The sequence below is a fragment of the Arthrobacter sp. Z5-13 genome (assembly GCF_056499105.1).
Window position 1 is genome coordinate 3364996 of record NZ_CP096460.1, and the last position, 15927, is coordinate 3380922.

The 15927-nt window shown below is 63.9% G+C and carries 17 protein-coding genes; 10 read left to right on the top strand and 7 right to left on the bottom strand.

Translation table 11 applies throughout. The annotated features are described in order from the left end of the window. Nucleotides 1-127: 127 nt before the first annotated feature. A complete protein-coding gene (gene purH / locus M1E02_RS15670) occupies nt 128-1810 on the bottom strand; it encodes a bifunctional phosphoribosylaminoimidazolecarboxamide formyltransferase/IMP cyclohydrolase (RefSeq protein WP_479375139.1) in 1683 nt (560 codons plus the stop codon). A 166-nt stretch (nt 1811-1976) separates the two neighbouring features. Here purH and M1E02_RS15675 point away from each other — a divergent pair, with 166 nt between their 5' ends. Together M1E02_RS15675 and pip are read left to right on the top strand one after the other, a co-directional pair. Beyond that, complete coding sequence (locus tag M1E02_RS15675; protein WP_479375140.1) at nt 1977-3329, top strand: MFS transporter; 1353 nt, start codon at nt 1977-1979, stop codon at nt 3327-3329. 72 nt (nt 3330-3401) lie between these two features. Next, nucleotides 3402-4364, top strand: coding sequence for a prolyl aminopeptidase (gene pip, locus M1E02_RS15680; RefSeq protein WP_479375141.1), 963 nt, complete (start codon nt 3402-3404; stop codon nt 4362-4364). A 12-nt stretch (nt 4365-4376) separates the two neighbouring features. Here pip and purN read toward each other — a convergent pair whose 3' ends face one another. Then, nucleotides 4377-4988, bottom strand: coding sequence for a phosphoribosylglycinamide formyltransferase (gene purN / locus M1E02_RS15685; protein ID WP_479375142.1), 612 nt, complete (start codon nt 4986-4988; stop codon nt 4377-4379). Between the two features lie 38 nt (nt 4989-5026). Between purN and M1E02_RS15690 the strand changes: the two genes are divergently transcribed. Next, a complete protein-coding gene (locus M1E02_RS15690; protein WP_479375143.1) occupies nt 5027-5461 on the top strand; it encodes a hypothetical protein in 435 nt (144 codons plus the stop codon). Here M1E02_RS15690 and M1E02_RS15695 read toward each other — a convergent pair. The 3 genes from M1E02_RS15695 to M1E02_RS15705 form a co-directional block, all read right to left on the bottom strand. Beyond that, a complete protein-coding gene (locus tag M1E02_RS15695; RefSeq protein ID WP_479378187.1) occupies nt 5458-6771 on the bottom strand; it encodes a cell division protein PerM in 1314 nt (437 codons plus the stop codon). The two genes, M1E02_RS15690 and M1E02_RS15695, sit on opposite strands and share 4 nt — an antisense overlap. Nucleotides 6772-6843: 72 nt before the next feature. After that, nucleotides 6844-7071: a hypothetical protein gene (locus M1E02_RS15700; protein WP_479375144.1), complete on the bottom strand. Its 228-nt coding sequence runs from the start codon at nt 7069-7071 to the stop codon at nt 6844-6846. After that, the gene (locus M1E02_RS15705) at nt 7068-7472 is read right to left on the bottom strand and encodes a hypothetical protein (RefSeq protein ID WP_479375145.1); all 405 of its coding nucleotides are present in this window, start codon (nt 7470-7472) and stop codon (nt 7068-7070) included. Before M1E02_RS15705 ends, M1E02_RS15700 begins: the two co-directional genes overlap by 4 nt. Before the next feature lie 146 nt (nt 7473-7618). Here M1E02_RS15705 and M1E02_RS15710 point away from each other — a divergent pair, with 146 nt between their 5' ends. From M1E02_RS15710 to M1E02_RS15725, 4 genes are all read left to right on the top strand, one after another. Then, nucleotides 7619-8080 carry a DUF4383 domain-containing protein gene (locus M1E02_RS15710; RefSeq protein WP_479375146.1) on the top strand — a complete coding sequence of 154 codons (462 nt, stop codon included), beginning with the start codon at nt 7619-7621 and terminating at the stop codon, nt 8078-8080. 228 nt (nt 8081-8308) lie between these two features. After that, on the top strand, nt 8309-8737 hold the full coding sequence (locus tag M1E02_RS15715) for a DUF1761 domain-containing protein (protein ID WP_479375147.1): 429 nt from the start codon (nt 8309-8311) through the stop codon (nt 8735-8737). 73 nt (nt 8738-8810) lie between these two features. Further along, entirely contained in the window at nt 8811-9431 is a 621-nt protein-coding gene (locus M1E02_RS15720) for an L-threonylcarbamoyladenylate synthase (RefSeq protein ID WP_479375148.1), read from the top strand. 69 nt (nt 9432-9500) lie between these two features. After that, nucleotides 9501-10346: an HNH endonuclease gene (locus M1E02_RS15725; RefSeq protein WP_479375149.1), complete on the top strand. Its 846-nt coding sequence runs from the start codon at nt 9501-9503 to the stop codon at nt 10344-10346. 12 nt (nt 10347-10358) lie between these two features. Here the strand turns inward: M1E02_RS15725 and M1E02_RS15730 are convergent, their stop codons facing one another. Continuing rightward, complete coding sequence (locus M1E02_RS15730; protein ID WP_479378188.1) at nt 10359-10994, bottom strand: cation diffusion facilitator family transporter; 636 nt, start codon at nt 10992-10994, stop codon at nt 10359-10361. Beyond that, nucleotides 10994-11320, bottom strand: a complete 327-nt coding sequence (locus tag M1E02_RS15735; RefSeq protein WP_479375150.1) for an ArsR/SmtB family transcription factor — start codon at nt 11318-11320, stop codon at nt 10994-10996. Before M1E02_RS15735 ends, M1E02_RS15730 begins: the two co-directional genes overlap by 1 nt. Nucleotides 11321-11456: 136 nt before the next feature. Here M1E02_RS15735 and M1E02_RS15740 point away from each other — a divergent pair, with 136 nt between their 5' ends. The 3 genes from M1E02_RS15740 to M1E02_RS15750 all read left to right on the top strand — a co-directional run bounded on the left by M1E02_RS15740 (nt 11457) and on the right by M1E02_RS15750 (nt 15799). Further along, on the top strand, nt 11457-12608 hold the full coding sequence (locus M1E02_RS15740) for a glycosyltransferase family 4 protein (RefSeq protein ID WP_479375151.1): 1152 nt from the start codon (nt 11457-11459) through the stop codon (nt 12606-12608). After that, nucleotides 12605-13954 (top strand): UDP-glucose dehydrogenase family protein, encoded by a 1350-nt coding sequence (locus M1E02_RS15745; RefSeq protein WP_479375152.1) that lies wholly within the window; start codon nt 12605-12607, stop codon nt 13952-13954. Before M1E02_RS15740 ends, M1E02_RS15745 begins: the two co-directional genes overlap by 4 nt. An 81-nt stretch (nt 13955-14035) precedes the next feature. Then, a complete protein-coding gene (locus M1E02_RS15750; protein WP_479375153.1) occupies nt 14036-15799 on the top strand; it encodes a putative bifunctional diguanylate cyclase/phosphodiesterase in 1764 nt (587 codons plus the stop codon). Nucleotides 15800-15927: the final 128 nt, after the last annotated feature.

A 15927-nucleotide genomic window follows, 5' to 3' on the forward strand; every position in this document is an offset into this window, starting at 1 on the left:
CGACGACGGCGACTGTCCCGCGAAGGGGCAGTCGCCGTCGTTCTGTTCCCGGGTTGTGCCCCGGTGCTGGGCCCACGCCGCCCGGGTTCCCTAGCCGAGCGCAGCGAGGCTAGGGAGGCGGTGGGGATTAGTGGAAGAAGTGGCGGGCACCGGTGAAGTACATGGTGATGCCGGCGGCGTTGGCTGCGGCGATGACTTCCTCGTCGCGGACAGAACCGCCGGGCTGGACCACGGCGCGGACGCCGGCGTCGATCAGGATCTGCAGGCCGTCAGCGAAGGGGAAGAACGCATCCGAGGCAGCCACGGCGCCGCGGGCACGTTCCGGCGCTCCGGTTGCGTCGGCGTTTGATGCGCCTCCGGGGGCATCGCCCCCAACAGCACCGTCGGATTCCACTGAAACACCCAAGGTGTTTGCCCGCTCGACGGCGAGGCGGCAGGAATCGAGCCGGTTGACCTGGCCCATGCCGATTCCGACGGCGGCACCGTCAGCGGCGAGCAGGATGGCGTTGGACTTGGCTGCGCGGCAGGCGGTCCAGGCGAAGGCGAGGTCTGCCAGGGTCTTCTCGTCGGCTGCTTCACCGGCGGCGAGGGTCCAGTTGGCGGGGTTGTCGCCGTCGGCATCCACCTTGTCGGTGACCTGGACGAGGACGCCGCCGGAGACCTGGCGGATTTCGCTCGGGTAGCGGCCATAGCCCTCCGGCAGGGCGAGCAGGCGGATGTTCTTCTTCTTAGAGAGGATTTCCACGGCTTCCGGCTCGAAGCCCGGAGCGATGACAACCTCGGTGAAGATGCCCGCGACAGTCTTGGCCATGCCGGCGGTTACGGTGCGGTTGGCGGCGATCACGCCACCGAAAGCGGACACGGGATCGCACGCGTGGGCCTTGGCGTGGGCATCGGCCAGGGGGTCAGCCGAATCGGCGGAACCGACGGCGACACCGCACGGGTTGGCGTGCTTGATGATCGCAACAGCCGGCTCAGCGAAATCGTAGGCGGCGCGGAGGGCGGCGTCGGCGTCGACGAAGTTGTTGTAGCTCATTGCCTTGCCGTGCAGCTGGTCTGCCTGGGCGATGCCGGCGGGAGCTGCTTTGTCCACGTAGAGTGCGGCCTGCTGGTGCGGGTTTTCGCCGTAGCGCAGAACTTCTGAGCGCTCCAGGGAAAGGCCGGCGTAGGCGGGCCAGTCGATCACACCGTCGCCGTCTTCATCCAGGAACTGGCTGGCGGTCCAGATGGCCACCGCATTGTCGTAGGAGGCCGTGTGCGCGAAGGCCTTGGCGGCCAGCCGGCGTCGGGTCTTGAGGTCAAAACCGCCGTCGGCCGCAGCGGCAACGACGTCACCGTAGAAATTGGGATCAACCACGATGGTGACAGCGGCATGGTTCTTCGCGGCGGAGCGCACCATGGCGGGGCCGCCGATGTCGATCTGCTCCACGACGTCGTCCGGTGCTGCACCTGACTTGACGGTCTCCACGAAGGGATAGAGGTTCACCACCACGAGGTCGAAGGTTTCGATTTCCATGCCCGCGAGAGTTTCCATGTGGGCCGGAACCCGGCGGTCGGCGAGGATGCCGCCGTGCACGCGCGGGTGCAGGGTCTTGACGCGGCCGTCCAGCATTTCCGGCGAACCGGTGACTTCTTCAACTTCCTGCACCGGGATGCCTGCGGCGGCGATCTTCTTGGCGGTGGAGCCGGTGGAAACGAGGGTGACGCCTGCTGCGTGCAGGCCCTGTGCGAGCTCCTCCAGACCGGTTTTGTCGTAGACCGAGATGAGGGCTCGGCGGATGGGAACACGGTCAAGCTGCGTGAAGCTCACAAAAGTCTCCGTCGTATGTGGGTGGGATGAAGCCAGTTTATCGTGTTGCGGGCGCTGCGCTGCGTGGCCGCCGGAGTGTGAACAAACGCACTGCCGGCGCCTCAGCGGGATGGCTCATGGCAGTCTTCAGCGCAACGTAAAGTTCTCCTTGGAGGAGGCCCGAGAGATGAATACTTACACCACTGTGCCCAGCGGCGAACAGGTGGTCCAGGAACTGCCGTGGCGTTGGAAAGTGCAGGGCCGGATCTTCCTGATTGGCGGCCTGGGCTTTATGTTCGACGCCTGGGATGTGACCCTCAACGGAATCCTCATTCCGCTCCTCTCCACCCACTGGGCGCTGGCTCCTGGTGAAGCCGCGTGGATCGGCACCGCCAACCTCATCGGCATGGCCCTGGGCGCTTTCGCGTGGGGCACCATCGCGGACACGATCGGCCGCAAGAAGGCCTTCACCGCCACCCTCCTGATCTTCTCGCTGTTTACCGTCCTGGGCGCCTTCTCCCCCGACTTCGTGTGGTTCTGCGTGTTCCGGTTCATGGCCGGCTTCGGCCTGGGCGGCTGCATTCCGGTGGACTACGCGCTGGTGGGTGAGTTCACGCCCCGGAAGCAGCGCGGCAGGGTCCTCACAGCCATGGACGGCTGGTGGCCCATCGGTGCTGCGCTGTGCGGCTTTGTCTCTGCAGGCCTGATCGCGCTCTTCGCCGACTGGCGCCTCACCATGCTCGTGATGGTGCTGCCGGCGCTCCTTGTGTTCTGGGTCCGCCGCAGTGTCCCCGAATCCCCGCTGTTCCTGATCCGCAAGGGCAGGCGCGAGGAAGCCGCAAAGGTCATTGACGATCTGGTGCTCGCCACCGGTGCGGAACAGCGTGCCTACAGCCTTCCGGATGCCCAGGCAGCTCCACGGCTTTCCGCAGGCAGCGCCTGGCAGCAGTTGCGCCTCGTGTGGCAGTTCAACTGGAAAATCACGACGGCGGCCTGGGCTCTGTTCTTCAGCATCCTCCTCGTGTACTACCTGTCGCTGACATGGATGCCCCGGATCCTGATCAGTGCCGGTTTCGAAGAGTACAAGGCGTTCCTGACGACGGCGGGAATGGCCGCCGTCGGACTTCTGGGTGTAGTGGTGGCGGCAGTGCTGGTGGAGCAGGTGGGCCGCAAATGGATTCTCGCCATCACCGGGCCGTTGTCGGCGCTGATCCTGGTGATTGTGGCGTTTGTGGTGGATATTCCCTCGGCGGCGGTGTTCTGGCTGCTGGCCTTCGGTTTTGTGGTGCAGGTGGCCATCCCGGTCCTGTACGCCTACGTGTCCGAGCTCTACCCGACGCATCTGCGCGGGAGCGGGTTCGGCTGGGCATCCACGTTCTCACGGGTGGGTGCAGGCCTGGGCCCGTTGGTCTTCGCGAGCTACTTCTGGCCGGAGCTGGGGCTGGCTTCTTCCTTCGCCCTGGCCGGCGGCCTGGTGGTCCTGGCCGTGCTGTGGATGGTGTTCTTCTCCCCCGAGACGAAGCAGCGCCGGCTCGACTAAGCGCCTCCCGTCCCCTCCCCCGTCACACCAATTCGGACCTGACCCCATTTTCGGACCTGAGCGAGGCGCACGATGTACCCCTTGAGCGAACCCTTCGACCATGGCCTGCTGGATGTCGGTGACAACAACCGGATCTATTGGGAGCTCTGCGGCAATCCCGCGGGCAAGCCTGCGGTGGTCCTTCATGGTGGGCCCGGCTCCGGATGCTCCGCTGGCTGGCGGCAGTTCTTCGACCCCGCGATGTACAAGATGGTCCTGTTCGACCAGCGCGGCTGCGGCCGGAGCACACCGAACGCCGGAGAGTACGGCGTCGACGTGAGTGTGAACACCACCCATCACCTGATCCGGGATATCGAACAGTTGCGCGAGCATCTCGGCATCGACAAGTGGCTGGTGCTGGGCGGCTCATGGGGTGCAACTCTCGGCCTGGCTTATGCCGAGACCCATCCGGACCACGTGTCCGAGATGGTGCTCTTTAGCGTCACCAACACCTCGCGTCGTGAGGTGGACTGGGTCACGCGGGATATGGGCCGCATCTTTCCCGCCGAGTGGGCGCTGTTCCGCAACGGCGTTCCGGCTGAAGACCGCAACGGCAGCCTCGTTGATGCCTACAGCAGGCTGCTGGAGGACTCCGACCCTCTGGTCCGCGAACAGGCGGCCAGAAACTGGTGCCGCTGGGAAGACACGCATGTCGCAACCCACCCGAACTACCGACCGGACGCGCGGTATGAGGATCCCCATTTCCGGATGGTATTCGCCCGTTTAGTCACTCACTACTGGCGCCACGCTGCCTGGCTTGAGGATGGCGTCCTGATCCGGGAGGCGGCGAAACTGGCCGGCATTCCCGGTGCACTGGTGCATGGCCGGTTGGATATCAGCGGCCCGGCAGATATCGCTTGGCACGTAGCCCAGGCATGGCCGGACGCAGAACTCCATCTGATCGACGAGGCAGGTCACGGTACCGGTCACCCAGCCATGGGTGACACGGTGGTGGAAGTCCTGGATCGCTTCGCCCGCCCGGGCTCGGCCTCATGAGTGGGAACCCGATTATTTAGCTGCGGGGCGCCAGTTGCCCGGCGCCAGTTGCCCGGCCCTGTGCTCGGCTGCGAGCATGGCCAGGGTGGACACCAGGAGCCTGCGCTCCACCACCTTGATGCGCTCGTGGAGGCTCTCCTCGGTGTCGTCTTCCTCGATGGCCACAGCTTCCTGGGCGATGATGGGGCCTGTGTCCACTCCTGCGTCGGCCCAGTGCACGGTGCATCCCGTAACCTTCACGCCGTAGGCCATGGCATCGCGCACGCCGTGGGCACCCGGGAAAGCGGGCAGCAGCGCAGGGTGGGTGTTGAGGTATTTGCCCTCGAACGCCTCGATGAACCCGGGGCTCACAATACGCATAAAGCCCGAGGACACCACAACATCAGGGTTGTAGGCGGCAACGGCGTCGGTCAGTGCCGCGTTCCATTCAGCGCGGTCCGGGAAGGCCTTGAAATCGACCACGAAGGTATCGATGCCCGCTGCGGCTGACCGTTCCACGCCGTAGGTCCCGGGACGGTCCGCACCCACAGCCGCGATTTCGACATCCAGCTCGCCTGCCTTGACGGCGTCGATGACTGCCTGGAGGTTGGAGCCAGTGCCGGAAACGAGGACTACGATGCGCATGGCTCTAGCTTAGGGGCCGCTCGCGTAGGCTTGAAAACATGAACCCCACACAGGATCCCGGCAGCATGCAGCGCGCCCGGCAGCCGCTCAGCGAGGCAGCCCAGGCCTCACTCGCCAAGACGCACACCCTCTTCCGCCTTTTTATCGTGGTGGTCCTGGGATCCCTCTTCGTGATCCAGCTGGACATCGCCTACGTTTGGTTGTCCGCCATCCTCACTGCGGCCAGCCTCGCGCTGGGGATCATTGTGTTGATCCGTGCCATCACGCGGAAGGAGTCCAAGCTGGTGCTGTTCGGGGTCATCACCGGGCTGCTGGTTTCCGGTGTCATGGTTCTGGTGCTCCTCGTGATGGGCGCATTCTTCAACCAGTTCAGCGACTTCCAGCAGTGCCAGCGTGAAGCCCTGACCCAACGCGCCACCTCTGAGTGCCGCACGGACCTGGAGAACAAGATTCCCGGAATGTCAGGGCGCTAAACGGCGTTTTGCAGGTCTTCTTCCGGCACGTTCTGCTGCCGTTCCAGCCAGGGCCCCGCCGCGTAACCAATTACGACGCCGGTGCCCACTTCCGCTGCCAGCCAGACTGCCGTCCACATCGGGTCGGGGCCGATGTCCGTAAGGCGTCCGATTCCCGCTGAACCCCGCGCAAGCCAGGCCAGTACGCCTGCCAGGACTCCGGCCACCGCACCGATCATGATTCCCAGGGCGAGCGTGGAAACCGTCGCAGTAAACCAGCGGGCCCGGATCTTGATGGCCAGCCACTCATCGAAGTGGTTCTCCCCTGCCCGCAGGAACCACCATCCGCCCAGGGTTCCCGCGAGGACCGGCACCACCAGGGCTACAAACCCGTACTCGAGGGAACCCGAGGGCAGGGCGGCGAAAACGGGGATCGACGGCAGCGGACCGACGGCGGTGGCGAGCGGCCCGGCCTGAGATCCCGCCCCGAGGGCGAAGCCCGAGCCGGAGGTCCAGGCGAGCGCATAAATGGCGAGGTTGGGCAGGTATCCAAGTTGCGCAATGGTGAGCACCGCACCGCCCACCGCACCGGCGTCGAGCCCTTCATACACGGCGATGATCAGATCCCAATGGATCAGCAGATTCACGGCCAGCAGCGCCGAGGACAGCGCGAAGGCCGCAATAACTGCCACTGTGGCGGCCTTGACGACTGATGCCACGTATGAGCCGGCCCAGCGGGAATGCTGGCTGGTCCGGGAGATCCAGGCCACGGCGTCAACGCCGATCAGCCGGCTCCACGAGCCTGCTTCCCGGCGTGCGCCCACCACCATGCCAAGGGCGAACGGCACCAGCGGTATCAGGGCGGCGAACCAAAGGTTGATGGCGACGTCGGCGGTGCGGCACACGAACCCGGTTGCGGCTCCAAACGCTCCGTACACCAGCAAGGATCCCAGCAGTGCCTGCCACAACTGGTCCGTGTAGGAGGCCCTGGCGAGGCGGCGTCCTGCGCGCCAGGCAAGCAGGAACGGAATAAGGGTCAGCCCCAGGGGAATTAAGGAGAGAGTGCCGGCGTCGGCCTGGCTTGCCACAGAGCCCTCGATGGTGGTGAGATGCAGCGGCACTCCGTGGATCAACAACCACGCTTGGCCGGCCAGGCGGGCAAGCGCCTCGAAGCCGGAGTTTTTGAAGCCGGACGTAGCCCAGACAGCAACGATCGGTGCAATCACCACCAGTGCTGAAATGATGGCTGCCTGCGCCGATTCGAGCGCTCCCTGCAGCCACAAGGGCATAGGAAGGCCACGTTCTCCGGTCTGATCAGCGCGCAGTTTCATCGTGTTCCATCGTGCCATGCACGGGCCCCTTCCCCCTGTTTCGACAGGCACCTCAGGGAACTGCCAGAGGAACTACCAGAGTTCGTAATTGTCCATGCTGATCAGGAATCCATGGCCGGTCCCCAGGTGGGCGCACGTGACGGAGCCGGGTGTCCGCTCACACACCATATTGCCCACACGGACCGCCTGGCCGTCCTGCAGCCACGGCCCGGGAAAGGCAGGGCCCGCTACGTTCTCGGCCTCCATGGGCGAGATCCCGTCACCGCAGAGTCCGTACCGTGCGCCGGCGTCCACCGTCACCGCGGCATACCCTCCGTGGTACTTACTGTCCCGGGGCAGTGGCCGCGCACATCGTCCGCCCTGGGTGCCACATCGCTCAGCAGATGGCACGCGGCGGCGTCGGTACTGATGGAACACTGCATGTCCTTGTTGTCCGACTGCACCACCACCGGCATGTCCTTCTGCCAGGGCTGCAGGTTCACCTTTTGCAGGAGCTGCTGCGCCCGGTTAGCCGACGGCGACTTGACCGACGGCGACTTAGCCGACGGCGCCGCAGTGCTTCGGGCGGGGCTGCCATCAACGACCCGGAGGGCACCCAGTTCGGGAGCCCGGCTTTCCGGCACCGCAACGCTGCATCCGGCAGTGAGCAGCAGCACGGCTGCTGTGAGGATGATCTTTGCGAGGCGGTGTCGGGGGTTCATGGTGTCCCCAGTCCAGCAGAGGTGGCCGGATCTGTCGCTGGGCAGAAGTACCCATCAGGGGTTCCCGACAGGGCGCCATCCAGCGCTTTTTACGACTACCCGCCGTAAAATTGGAATGTCCGCAAGTCAGTGGTTGGAGGCAGAAAATGACTACCGCATCCCCACATGCTCACGGTATGCATTTTGGACGAACAGACGTCCAGAACGTGGGCATGGGTGTTGGTATCCTCTTGATCGTGGTCGGCATCCTGGGCTTTGTCCCGGGTATCACCACGCAGTACGACGAACTAAGGTTCTTTGGACCTGATTCGAATGCGATGTTCCTTAACCTGTTCCAGGTTTCCATGTTGCTCAATATCATGCACCTGGTTATCGGCGGAATTGGATTGGGAATGTGCCGCAGCGGAATGGGCGCCCGGAACTTCCTGCTGGGATTTGGTGCGTTGTACATTGTTCTCAGCATTTACGGGCTAAGTGTCGGAGTAGATTCGGCGGCCAATTTCCTGTCGCTGAACACCCCTGACAACTGGACCTTCATGGTGTTTGGTCTTTTAATGATTGGCGCCGGCTGGATTCTCTCCCGGCATCTGGCCGAGGACCGCAGGTAACCCGGATATTTCGTAAGCCGGGAATAAGGAGCCGCGAATGAGGAAAGATTCATAGCAATCTGAAATGTTCGTAACTACCGGTTGGTGCAGTTGTTCTGCGATTCCCGCAGGCAGCTGCACCGACTTTTTGTATGTCCTTGGATAGACTTCCGCATAAGTCACCATGAGGGTTAAGCAGGCCATAAAGTCCGCAGGTACCGAATACAGATCGAATCCAAGGAGCAAGCCATGATTCCAGAGATCAACTTTTGGGCCGTGCTGTTGGCCACGCTTTCCAGCATGGTGGTTGGCTCCATCTGGTACACCCCTAAGGTGTTCGGCAATTACTGGATGAAGACGGCCAATGTCACCCCCAGCGGGAACTCCCGGGACGCCATCCGGCCCATAGCGATAACCCTGGTGGTCAGCTTCGTGACAGCCTGGGTGCTGGCCGGTTCGGTGGCCATTGCCCAGGATTTCTACGGCGGCAGCTTCCTGGCCAATTCCCTCATCACGGGTGCCATCCTGTGGGCCGGTTTCACCGCTGCCCGTTTCATCACCCACGATGCCTTCGACAACCGGCCAGCCGGGCTGACGGTATTGAACTGCGCCCACGAACTGGTAACCATCCTGGTCATGGCCCTCATCATCGGACTCTTCGGCATCAGCGGCGCCTGACCGTTCGCCTGCACGGGTGGCCAGCCATCGTGTCCCCCTGCCCGTAACCGTGGTGCAGCCGTAAGCTCGTGCCATGGCCAGATTCTTTGATGTTCATCCTGAGGACCCCCAGCCGCGCGCGATCAACCAGGTGGTGGACATGCTGCGGGACGGCGGGCTCATCGCCTACCCCACGGATTCCTGCTACGCCCTCGGCGCACAGCTGGGCAATAAAGAGGCATTGGACCGGATCCGCACCATTCGCCAACTGGACAACAAACACCACTTCACCCTGGTCTGCAGCGACTTCGCGCAGCTGGGGCAGTTCGTGAACATCGGCAATGACGTCTTCCGCCAAATCAAGGCCGTGACGCCGGGCAGCTTCACCTTCATTCTTCCCGCCACCAGGGAGGTTCCCCGCCGTCTCCTGCACCCCAAAAAGAAGACCGTGGGCGTCCGGATACCGAACCACAGGTTTGTCCACGCTCTCCTGGCCGAACTGGGGGAACCTTTGCTGACCAGCACGCTGCTGCTGCCGGACCAGGAGGAGCCGCTCACCCAGGGGTGGGAAATCAAGGAACGCCTGGACAACGAAGTTGATGCGGTCATAGATTCCGGCGACTGCGGAACGGAGCCGACGACGGTCGTGGACTTTTCGGGAGGAACCGCGGAAGTTGTGCGGCGCGGAGCCGGCGACCCCTCACGGTTCGAATAATTCCTGGTCGAGTAGAGGCAGTCTTCGAGTCGGGGCACAGTTGAATCAGAGGCAGCGGAGAGTTGAACCATGACAGCCGCCATCCTGGCCTGGAATCCGGATCGCTGGCACGACTGGGATTATGAGGCCGTCCGGAACCAAGTGAGCGAAACCGGTCAGTTCCTGCGCAGCTGGAGTGTGGGCGGGCACCAAGACATCCCCCTGGGAGCGGACGCCTGGCTTTTTCTGCAGGGCCGTCTGGGCACGGGGCTCATCGGTCACGGCAGAATTCTCTCGGAGCCCTACGCCACGGAAGGCGAAGCGTCCCTGCACATCGACGTCGCCTTCGATGCCTTCCTGCCTTTCGGTGAACAGATCGCCCCCGAGACACTCATGGACGCCATCCCGGGAGTGCGCTGGGAGGCCGTTCCCGCTTCCGGGCTCACCATAGATCCGTCCGAGGAGCTGAAAATCCGTCTGCTGTGGAGCGAGTTGGGACCGGCGCCCATGGCCGACCCCACCCTTCCCGCGCCCGGGACCTATCCGGAAGAGGCCCTCAGCAGGGTCGAGGTGAACCGCTATGAGAGGAACCCGGAAGCCCGGCGGGCCTGCCTGGCCCATCACGGCACCGCCTGTGCCGCCTGTGGATTCTCCTTCGAAATCAAATACGGCGAGATCGGGAAGGACTTTATCCACGTCCATCACATCGTTCCGGTCTCGCAGCTCGGGGCGGACTACCAGCTGGACCCGGTGACTGATCTGGTTCCGCTCTGCGCCAATTGCCATGCCATGGCCCATCACGGTGTAAGCATCCCCCGTACCGTGGCCGAGCTGCGAAGGATCATCTCCGGCGCCGGTTTCCTGGCCGGCCAAACCCTTACCCCCGAGGAAGTGGAGGCGCAGAACGAAGCCCGGCGGATCCTCGGCCCGCCTTAACTCGGTCTGAGGTCAGTGTGCGCAGCAGGAGTCCCCGCGCCAGGCTTCACGGCCTTCCTTGATCGCAACTCCGGCAATGACCAGGGCTGCGATGGGGTCCGCCCAGGTCCAGCCGAGGGTGCTGTTCAGGACCAGGCCGGCCAGCAGGACCGCCGAGAGGTAAGTGCACAGCAGTGTTTGTTTGGAATCGGCCACAGCGGATCTGGATCCCAGTTCGCGTCCTGCCCGGCGCTGGGCCCAGGAAAGCACAGGCATGACAGCCAGGCTCACGGCCGCCAGGACGATGCCAACTGGCGAGTGCTGCGGTTCGGCGAAGCCCAGGAGGCTCCGGAATGAGTCGATCGCCACGATGACGGCAAGCCCGAAGAATGAGAAGGCCACGAGCCTTAGTGCTGTCTTCTCCCTGGCCTCAGGGTCGGGGCCAGCGAACTGCCAGGCAACGGCGGCAGCGGAAAGCACTTCCACCACGGAGTCCAGGCCGAAGGCCACCAAAGCTGCGGACGACGCTACCGTTCCCGCACTGATCGCCACCACTGCCTCGATGATGTTGTAGGTGATGGTGACCGCAACGAGGAGCCTGATTCTGCGGGAGAGCACGGCCCGGCGCTCCAGGGTGGGTGCCGACGGGTGAAGTGCCCCGGCGCTCATCAGCAGCAGTCCTTCGAGTCGCTGCTGCATTCGCAGTCCGACGCCACGGCAACGACGCCGAGCAGGTCCGTGAGGGCATGGCCGAGTTTGGGGTCAGCCAGCTCATACTTCGCCTTGCGGCCCTCGGGGACGGAAACCACCAGCCCGCATCCGCGCAGGCAGGTCAGGTGATTGGACATGCTTTGGCGGCTGACTCCGATCAGCTCCGCAAGGTCGCTCGGATAAGCAGGAGCCTCCCGCAACGCCAGCAGGATCTTCGCCCTTGTCGGGTCCGACAACGCATATCCGAATCTGGCCAATACGGCCGAGTGCGTGAGTGTTTCCATGACAGCCCAAGGTACAGGGCTAGCTGGATTCACGCAAAGCTGTATCAATGGGCAAAAGGATCCTGTTAACCCAATCTTCCCCTCGCCGTCACGCTCCCTCCCCCGCCGAGTAAGCCGCCGCCAGCACGGTGGAGGGGTGAGGATCGCAATTGTTGCCGAATCATTCCTGCCGCTGATGAACGGGGTTACGCACTCCATCCTGCGGGTGCTGGAGCATCTGCAGGAACGGGGCGACGATGTGCTGGTGATTGCGCCGTCAACGCAGGACGCGGAAGTCCTCGATGTTGTCCACGGCGCGTATGTTCACCGGCTTCCCTCAGTGCCGCTGGCCGGGTACACCAACGTGCGGGTTGCGCTGGGAGGTGTGAATCGGGTCAAGCGAATCCTTGCCGATTACGCGCCCGACGTCGTCCACCTCGCCTCTCCTTTTGTCCTGGGTTGGCGGGCGGCCCAGGCTGCGCACCAGCTCGGCATCCCGTCGGTGGCCATTTACCAGACCGAGGTCCCCAGCTACGCAGCCCGCTACGGCGTCCCGTTTATGGAGAACTGGGCCTGGAACCGGGTAGAGAACATCCATCTCCTCGCCAGCAGGACGCTGGTGCCCTCCACTTTCGCGCTGAACCAGTTGCGCGGCCGCGGGATTCCGCGGGTGGATTTGTGGCGGCGCGGTGTGGATACCGTGCGGTTCAGCCCGGGAAAGCGCGACGACGGCTGGCGGGCTTCGGTGGCGCCCGGCGGTGAGCGGATCATCGGCTACGTCGGGCGGCTGGCGGTGGAAAAGCAGGTGGAAGATCTTGCCGTCCTGGCCGATATCCCTGGCACCAGGCTGGTGATTGTGGGCGACGGGCCCCAGCGTGAAACCCTCGAGGACGCCCTGCCCCAGGCCTTGTTCCCCGGCTTCCTCGGCGGTGATGAGCTGGCCCGCGTTGTTGCTTCCTTTGACCTTTTTGTTCATCCCGGCGAGCTGGAAACCTTCTGCCAGACCATCCAGGAGGCCATGGCCTCGGGAGTGCCGGTGGTGGCTACGGGCCGCGGCGGGCCCCTGGACCTGGTGGAAAACTCCCGCACCGGCTGGCTCTACGAACCGGGAAACCTTGCCGAGCTGCGGCGCCGGGTGGTGGACCTGACGGGCGACGACGCCAAGCGTCGCGCCTTTGCTGCGGCAGCCCACGCTTCGGTCCAGGGCAGGACCTGGCCCGCGCTCAGCGCCGAGCTGGTACGCCACTACCGCCAGGTCATGGCCGAGCACAGCACCGCAACCACTCCGACAGTAAGGAACCCGGCATGAACATCTCCGTGATCGGCTGCGGCTACCTTGGCGCCGTCCACGCCGCCACCCTGGCCTCCATGGGGCACAGCGTGGTGGGAATCGACGTCGACGCCGCAAAAGTTGACCAGCTGGCACGAGGCTTGGCGCCGTTCTACGAGCCCGGCCTGGACGAACTCCTGCAGGACGGGCTGGCCACCGGCAGGCTGAGGTTTTCCACTGACTTCGCGGACACCGCCCACGCACAGGTCCACTTCCTGTGTGTGGGTACACCGCAGTCCAAGACCTCCGACGGCGCCGACCTCAGCTACCTGCTTGCCGCCACCGGAGCGCTGCTCCCCCACCTCGGCCTACGCGCCGTCGTCGTCGGTAAATCAACTGTTCCCGTGGGCACCGTTGACGAGCTGGGCAGCATCCTGGCTGGGCGCCCTGACGTGATCCTCGGCTGGAACCCGGAATTCCTCAGGCAGGGAACCGCGGTAAAGGATTCGCTGGTGCCGGACAGGCTGGTCTATGGGGTGCCCGGCGGGAAGAATTCAGTGGAAGGCCGGGGCGTGACAGCCGCTCTGGACACCGTGTATCAACCCCTGCTCTGCGCCGGGATTCCGCGCCTGGTGTGCAACTACGCCACGGCGGAACTCATCAAGTCGGCGTCGAACGCGTACCTGGCCACCAAGGTGAGCTTCATCAACGCCATGGCCGAGCTGTGCGATGCCTCCGGCGCCGATGTCAACGAGCTCAGCGAGGCGATGGGTATGGACCCGCGGATCGGCGGCCGTTACCTGCACGCGGGTTTGGGCTTCGGCGGGGGCTGCCTTCCCAAGGACATCCGCAGTTTCCGGACGCAGGCTGCCGGGCTGGGCGTGGACTCTGTGGACGAGTGGATGGGGCTGGTGGATTCGGTCAATACCGGCCAGCGCTCCCGCACCGTGGAGATCGCCCGTGAACTGTGCGGCGGCCACTTGTCAGGCCGGACTGTCACGGTCCTGGGCGCCGCCTTCAAACCTGACACGGACGACATCCGCGATTCCCCTGCCCTGGACGTGGCGCTGCAGCTCGCGGCCACAGGTGCCCACGTGACCGTGACCGATCCGAAGGCCATCAACAACTCCTGGATGCGCTACCCGCAGCTGCGCTTCGAGCGGTCCGCCGAGGCTGCTCTCGATGATGCCGAGCTGGTGCTGCTGCTCACCGAGTGGGAGGAATACCGCAGGCTGCAGCCCGCCGTCGTCGGAAAGCTCGTACGACGCCGGGTGATGCTGGATGCGCGCAACGTCCTGGACGCCGGCTTGTGGCAGGCGGAAGGCTGGACCCTTAGGGGCCTGGGGAGGAATGCCGGCCTGGCCACTGCATCCCTTGCGCTTTAGTCTCTGCCCCCTATGATTTCCACAAGGGGGAGAAAACAAGATGGCTCGATTTAATACCGAATACCTTGTTTCTATTGTGTGATGTCGGAAGCCCAAAGAGAGGCGTCCGCCGCCGCCGCTTCGGAGCTCGATTTCAGCCCTGACGCGCTGCTGATTCTGGGCCCTGACGGCACCATCCGACGCGCCAACTTGGCTGCAGAGCGCATGTTCGGACGGTCCAGGGAAGAGCTGCTGGGGTCTGACCACCGGATCCTGCTGGCCGAGGGGTTCCTTGAAGCCATCGTGTGGGAATACGACGTCCTGCGGAAAAGTCCTGATCCTGTCCTCGGTAATCCGCCTATCGAGCCCATCTGCCTGCGTGGCGACGGCACCGAGTTTCCCGCCGAAATTGTCTGCTCCCTGCTTCCGGGACCACAACCAGCGGGTTCACAGCCGTCAGGCCAGTCAGCGCCCTCACTGGCAGTGTCCGTCCGGGATGCCACATATCGGACGGTGGGCAACGCACTCGCTGAGGAGGCGTCCCAGCTGAGGGCGATGGCGTTCCAGGATCAGCTCACAGGGCTCGCCAACCGGCAGTTGTTCAACGACCAACTGGCCCAGGCCATGCGGCGGCCGCGGCATATCGCCGTCGACGTCATCCTGCTGGACCTGGACGACTTTAAGGAAGTCAACGACATCCATGGCCACCACGCGGGTGATCAGATGCTGATCGAAACCGCGCGCCGTCTACGTTCCTGCGTAAGGCCTAACGACACCGTTGGGCGGCTCGGCGGGGACGAGTTTGTGGTGCTCTTGACCAATGTCGCGGATCCGGGCGCCGTGGCGGAACGCATCATGGAAACGCTGAACGTTCCGGTGAACATCGGCGGGGCGCAGCTCAAGCCAAGCCTTTCCCTGGGCCTCGCGTCCATGAGTGAAACCACCATGGAGCCCTCGGACCTGCTGCGGCAGGCGGATGTGGCCATGTACGCGGCGAAAGCCGGGGGTAAAAACCGGTACATGCGGTTCCGGCCGGAAATGCTTAAGGCCCTGGCCCAGCGCAATGACATGGAGGCCAGGCTCCGCGTTGCGGTGCTTCACGGCGAAGTGAAGGTGCAGTACCAGCCCGTCGTTTCCACCGGTTCAGGGCGCGAGGTGCAGTTGGAGGCATTGGCCCGCTGGGAGCGCGACGGCGAATTCATTCCTCCCGGTCAATTCATTCCCATGGCTGAGCGCAGCGGACTGATCAGCGATCTTGGCAACAGTGTGATGGCACGCGCCTGCGTTGAACTGCAGCCGTGGCTTGCTGCGGACAAATCCCGCTCCCTCAGCTTCAACGTGTCCGGCGGTCAACTGCACGAGCACGATTTCGCCGACGTCGCGCTGCGTATTGCATCCTCTTGCAGGGTTGATCCTGCACAGCTGGTGCTCGAGGTTACGGAGAGTGTGTTCCTGGATCCTGGCTCGCAGGTTATTGACCAGTTGAAGCATCTCCGGCGGGCACGGATGCGGGTGGCACTCGATGATTTCGGCACGGGTTATTCGTCCTTTGGGCGGCTGCAGGGCCTGCCCGTTGATTCGGTGAAAATCGATGGCAGTTTCGTCTCCATGGTGCGGACGGGCGCGGAGAAGCTTCCGCTGCTCAGTTCAATGATCACCATGGCGCACGCCCTGAACCTGTCCGTCACGGCCGAGGGTATTGAGACTCCTGCACAGGCCGAGTATCTGATGGATCTGGGTTGTGATTTCCTGCAGGGCTATCTCTTCTCGCGGCCGGTTTCTGACAACAGATTGGACATGGCCATGACACGGGCTGAAACTGCCATGGAGTCCGTCCGTGGGCTGCGGGTTGGCGGCCGGCGGTGAGGCCGAAGTGACTGCAGGAGCACGGAAAGAAATGGACCGAGGAAATGATTCTTCGCCATTGATAATTGACCTTTGCACCTTATGATGTGCTTGGGGGAAGGCGCATTATGAATAAATCTAGGTCTCAA

Excerpts from the sequence above, each read along its gene's own strand:
- M1E02_RS15675 (WP_479375140.1), top strand. The coding sequence starts at position 1,977 with ATGAATACTTACACCACTGTGCCCAGCGGCGAACAGGTGGTCCAGGAA.
- pip (WP_479375141.1), top strand. The coding sequence starts at position 3,402 with ATGTACCCCTTGAGCGAACCCTTCGACCATGGCCTGCTGGATGTCGGT.
- purN (WP_479375142.1), bottom strand. The coding sequence starts at position 4,988 with ATGCGCATCGTAGTCCTCGTTTCCGGCACTGGCTCCAACCTCCAGGCA.
- M1E02_RS15690 (WP_479375143.1), top strand. The coding sequence starts at position 5,027 with ATGAACCCCACACAGGATCCCGGCAGCATGCAGCGCGCCCGGCAGCCG.
- M1E02_RS15695 (WP_479378187.1), bottom strand. The coding sequence starts at position 6,771 with ATGAAACTGCGCGCTGATCAGACCGGAGAACGTGGCCTTCCTATGCCC.
- M1E02_RS15705 (WP_479375145.1), bottom strand. The coding sequence starts at position 7,472 with ATGAACCCCCGACACCGCCTCGCAAAGATCATCCTCACAGCAGCCGTG.
- M1E02_RS15710 (WP_479375146.1), top strand. The coding sequence starts at position 7,619 with ATGACTACCGCATCCCCACATGCTCACGGTATGCATTTTGGACGAACA.
- M1E02_RS15715 (WP_479375147.1), top strand. The coding sequence starts at position 8,309 with ATGATTCCAGAGATCAACTTTTGGGCCGTGCTGTTGGCCACGCTTTCC.
- M1E02_RS15720 (WP_479375148.1), top strand. The coding sequence starts at position 8,811 with ATGGCCAGATTCTTTGATGTTCATCCTGAGGACCCCCAGCCGCGCGCG.
- M1E02_RS15725 (WP_479375149.1), top strand. The coding sequence starts at position 9,501 with ATGACAGCCGCCATCCTGGCCTGGAATCCGGATCGCTGGCACGACTGG.
- M1E02_RS15730 (WP_479378188.1), bottom strand. The coding sequence starts at position 10,994 with ATGAGCGCCGGGGCACTTCACCCGTCGGCACCCACCCTGGAGCGCCGG.
- M1E02_RS15735 (WP_479375150.1), bottom strand. The coding sequence starts at position 11,320 with ATGGAAACACTCACGCACTCGGCCGTATTGGCCAGATTCGGATATGCG.
- M1E02_RS15745 (WP_479375152.1), top strand. The coding sequence starts at position 12,605 with ATGAACATCTCCGTGATCGGCTGCGGCTACCTTGGCGCCGTCCACGCC.
- M1E02_RS15750 (WP_479375153.1), top strand. The coding sequence starts at position 14,036 with ATGTCGGAAGCCCAAAGAGAGGCGTCCGCCGCCGCCGCTTCGGAGCTC.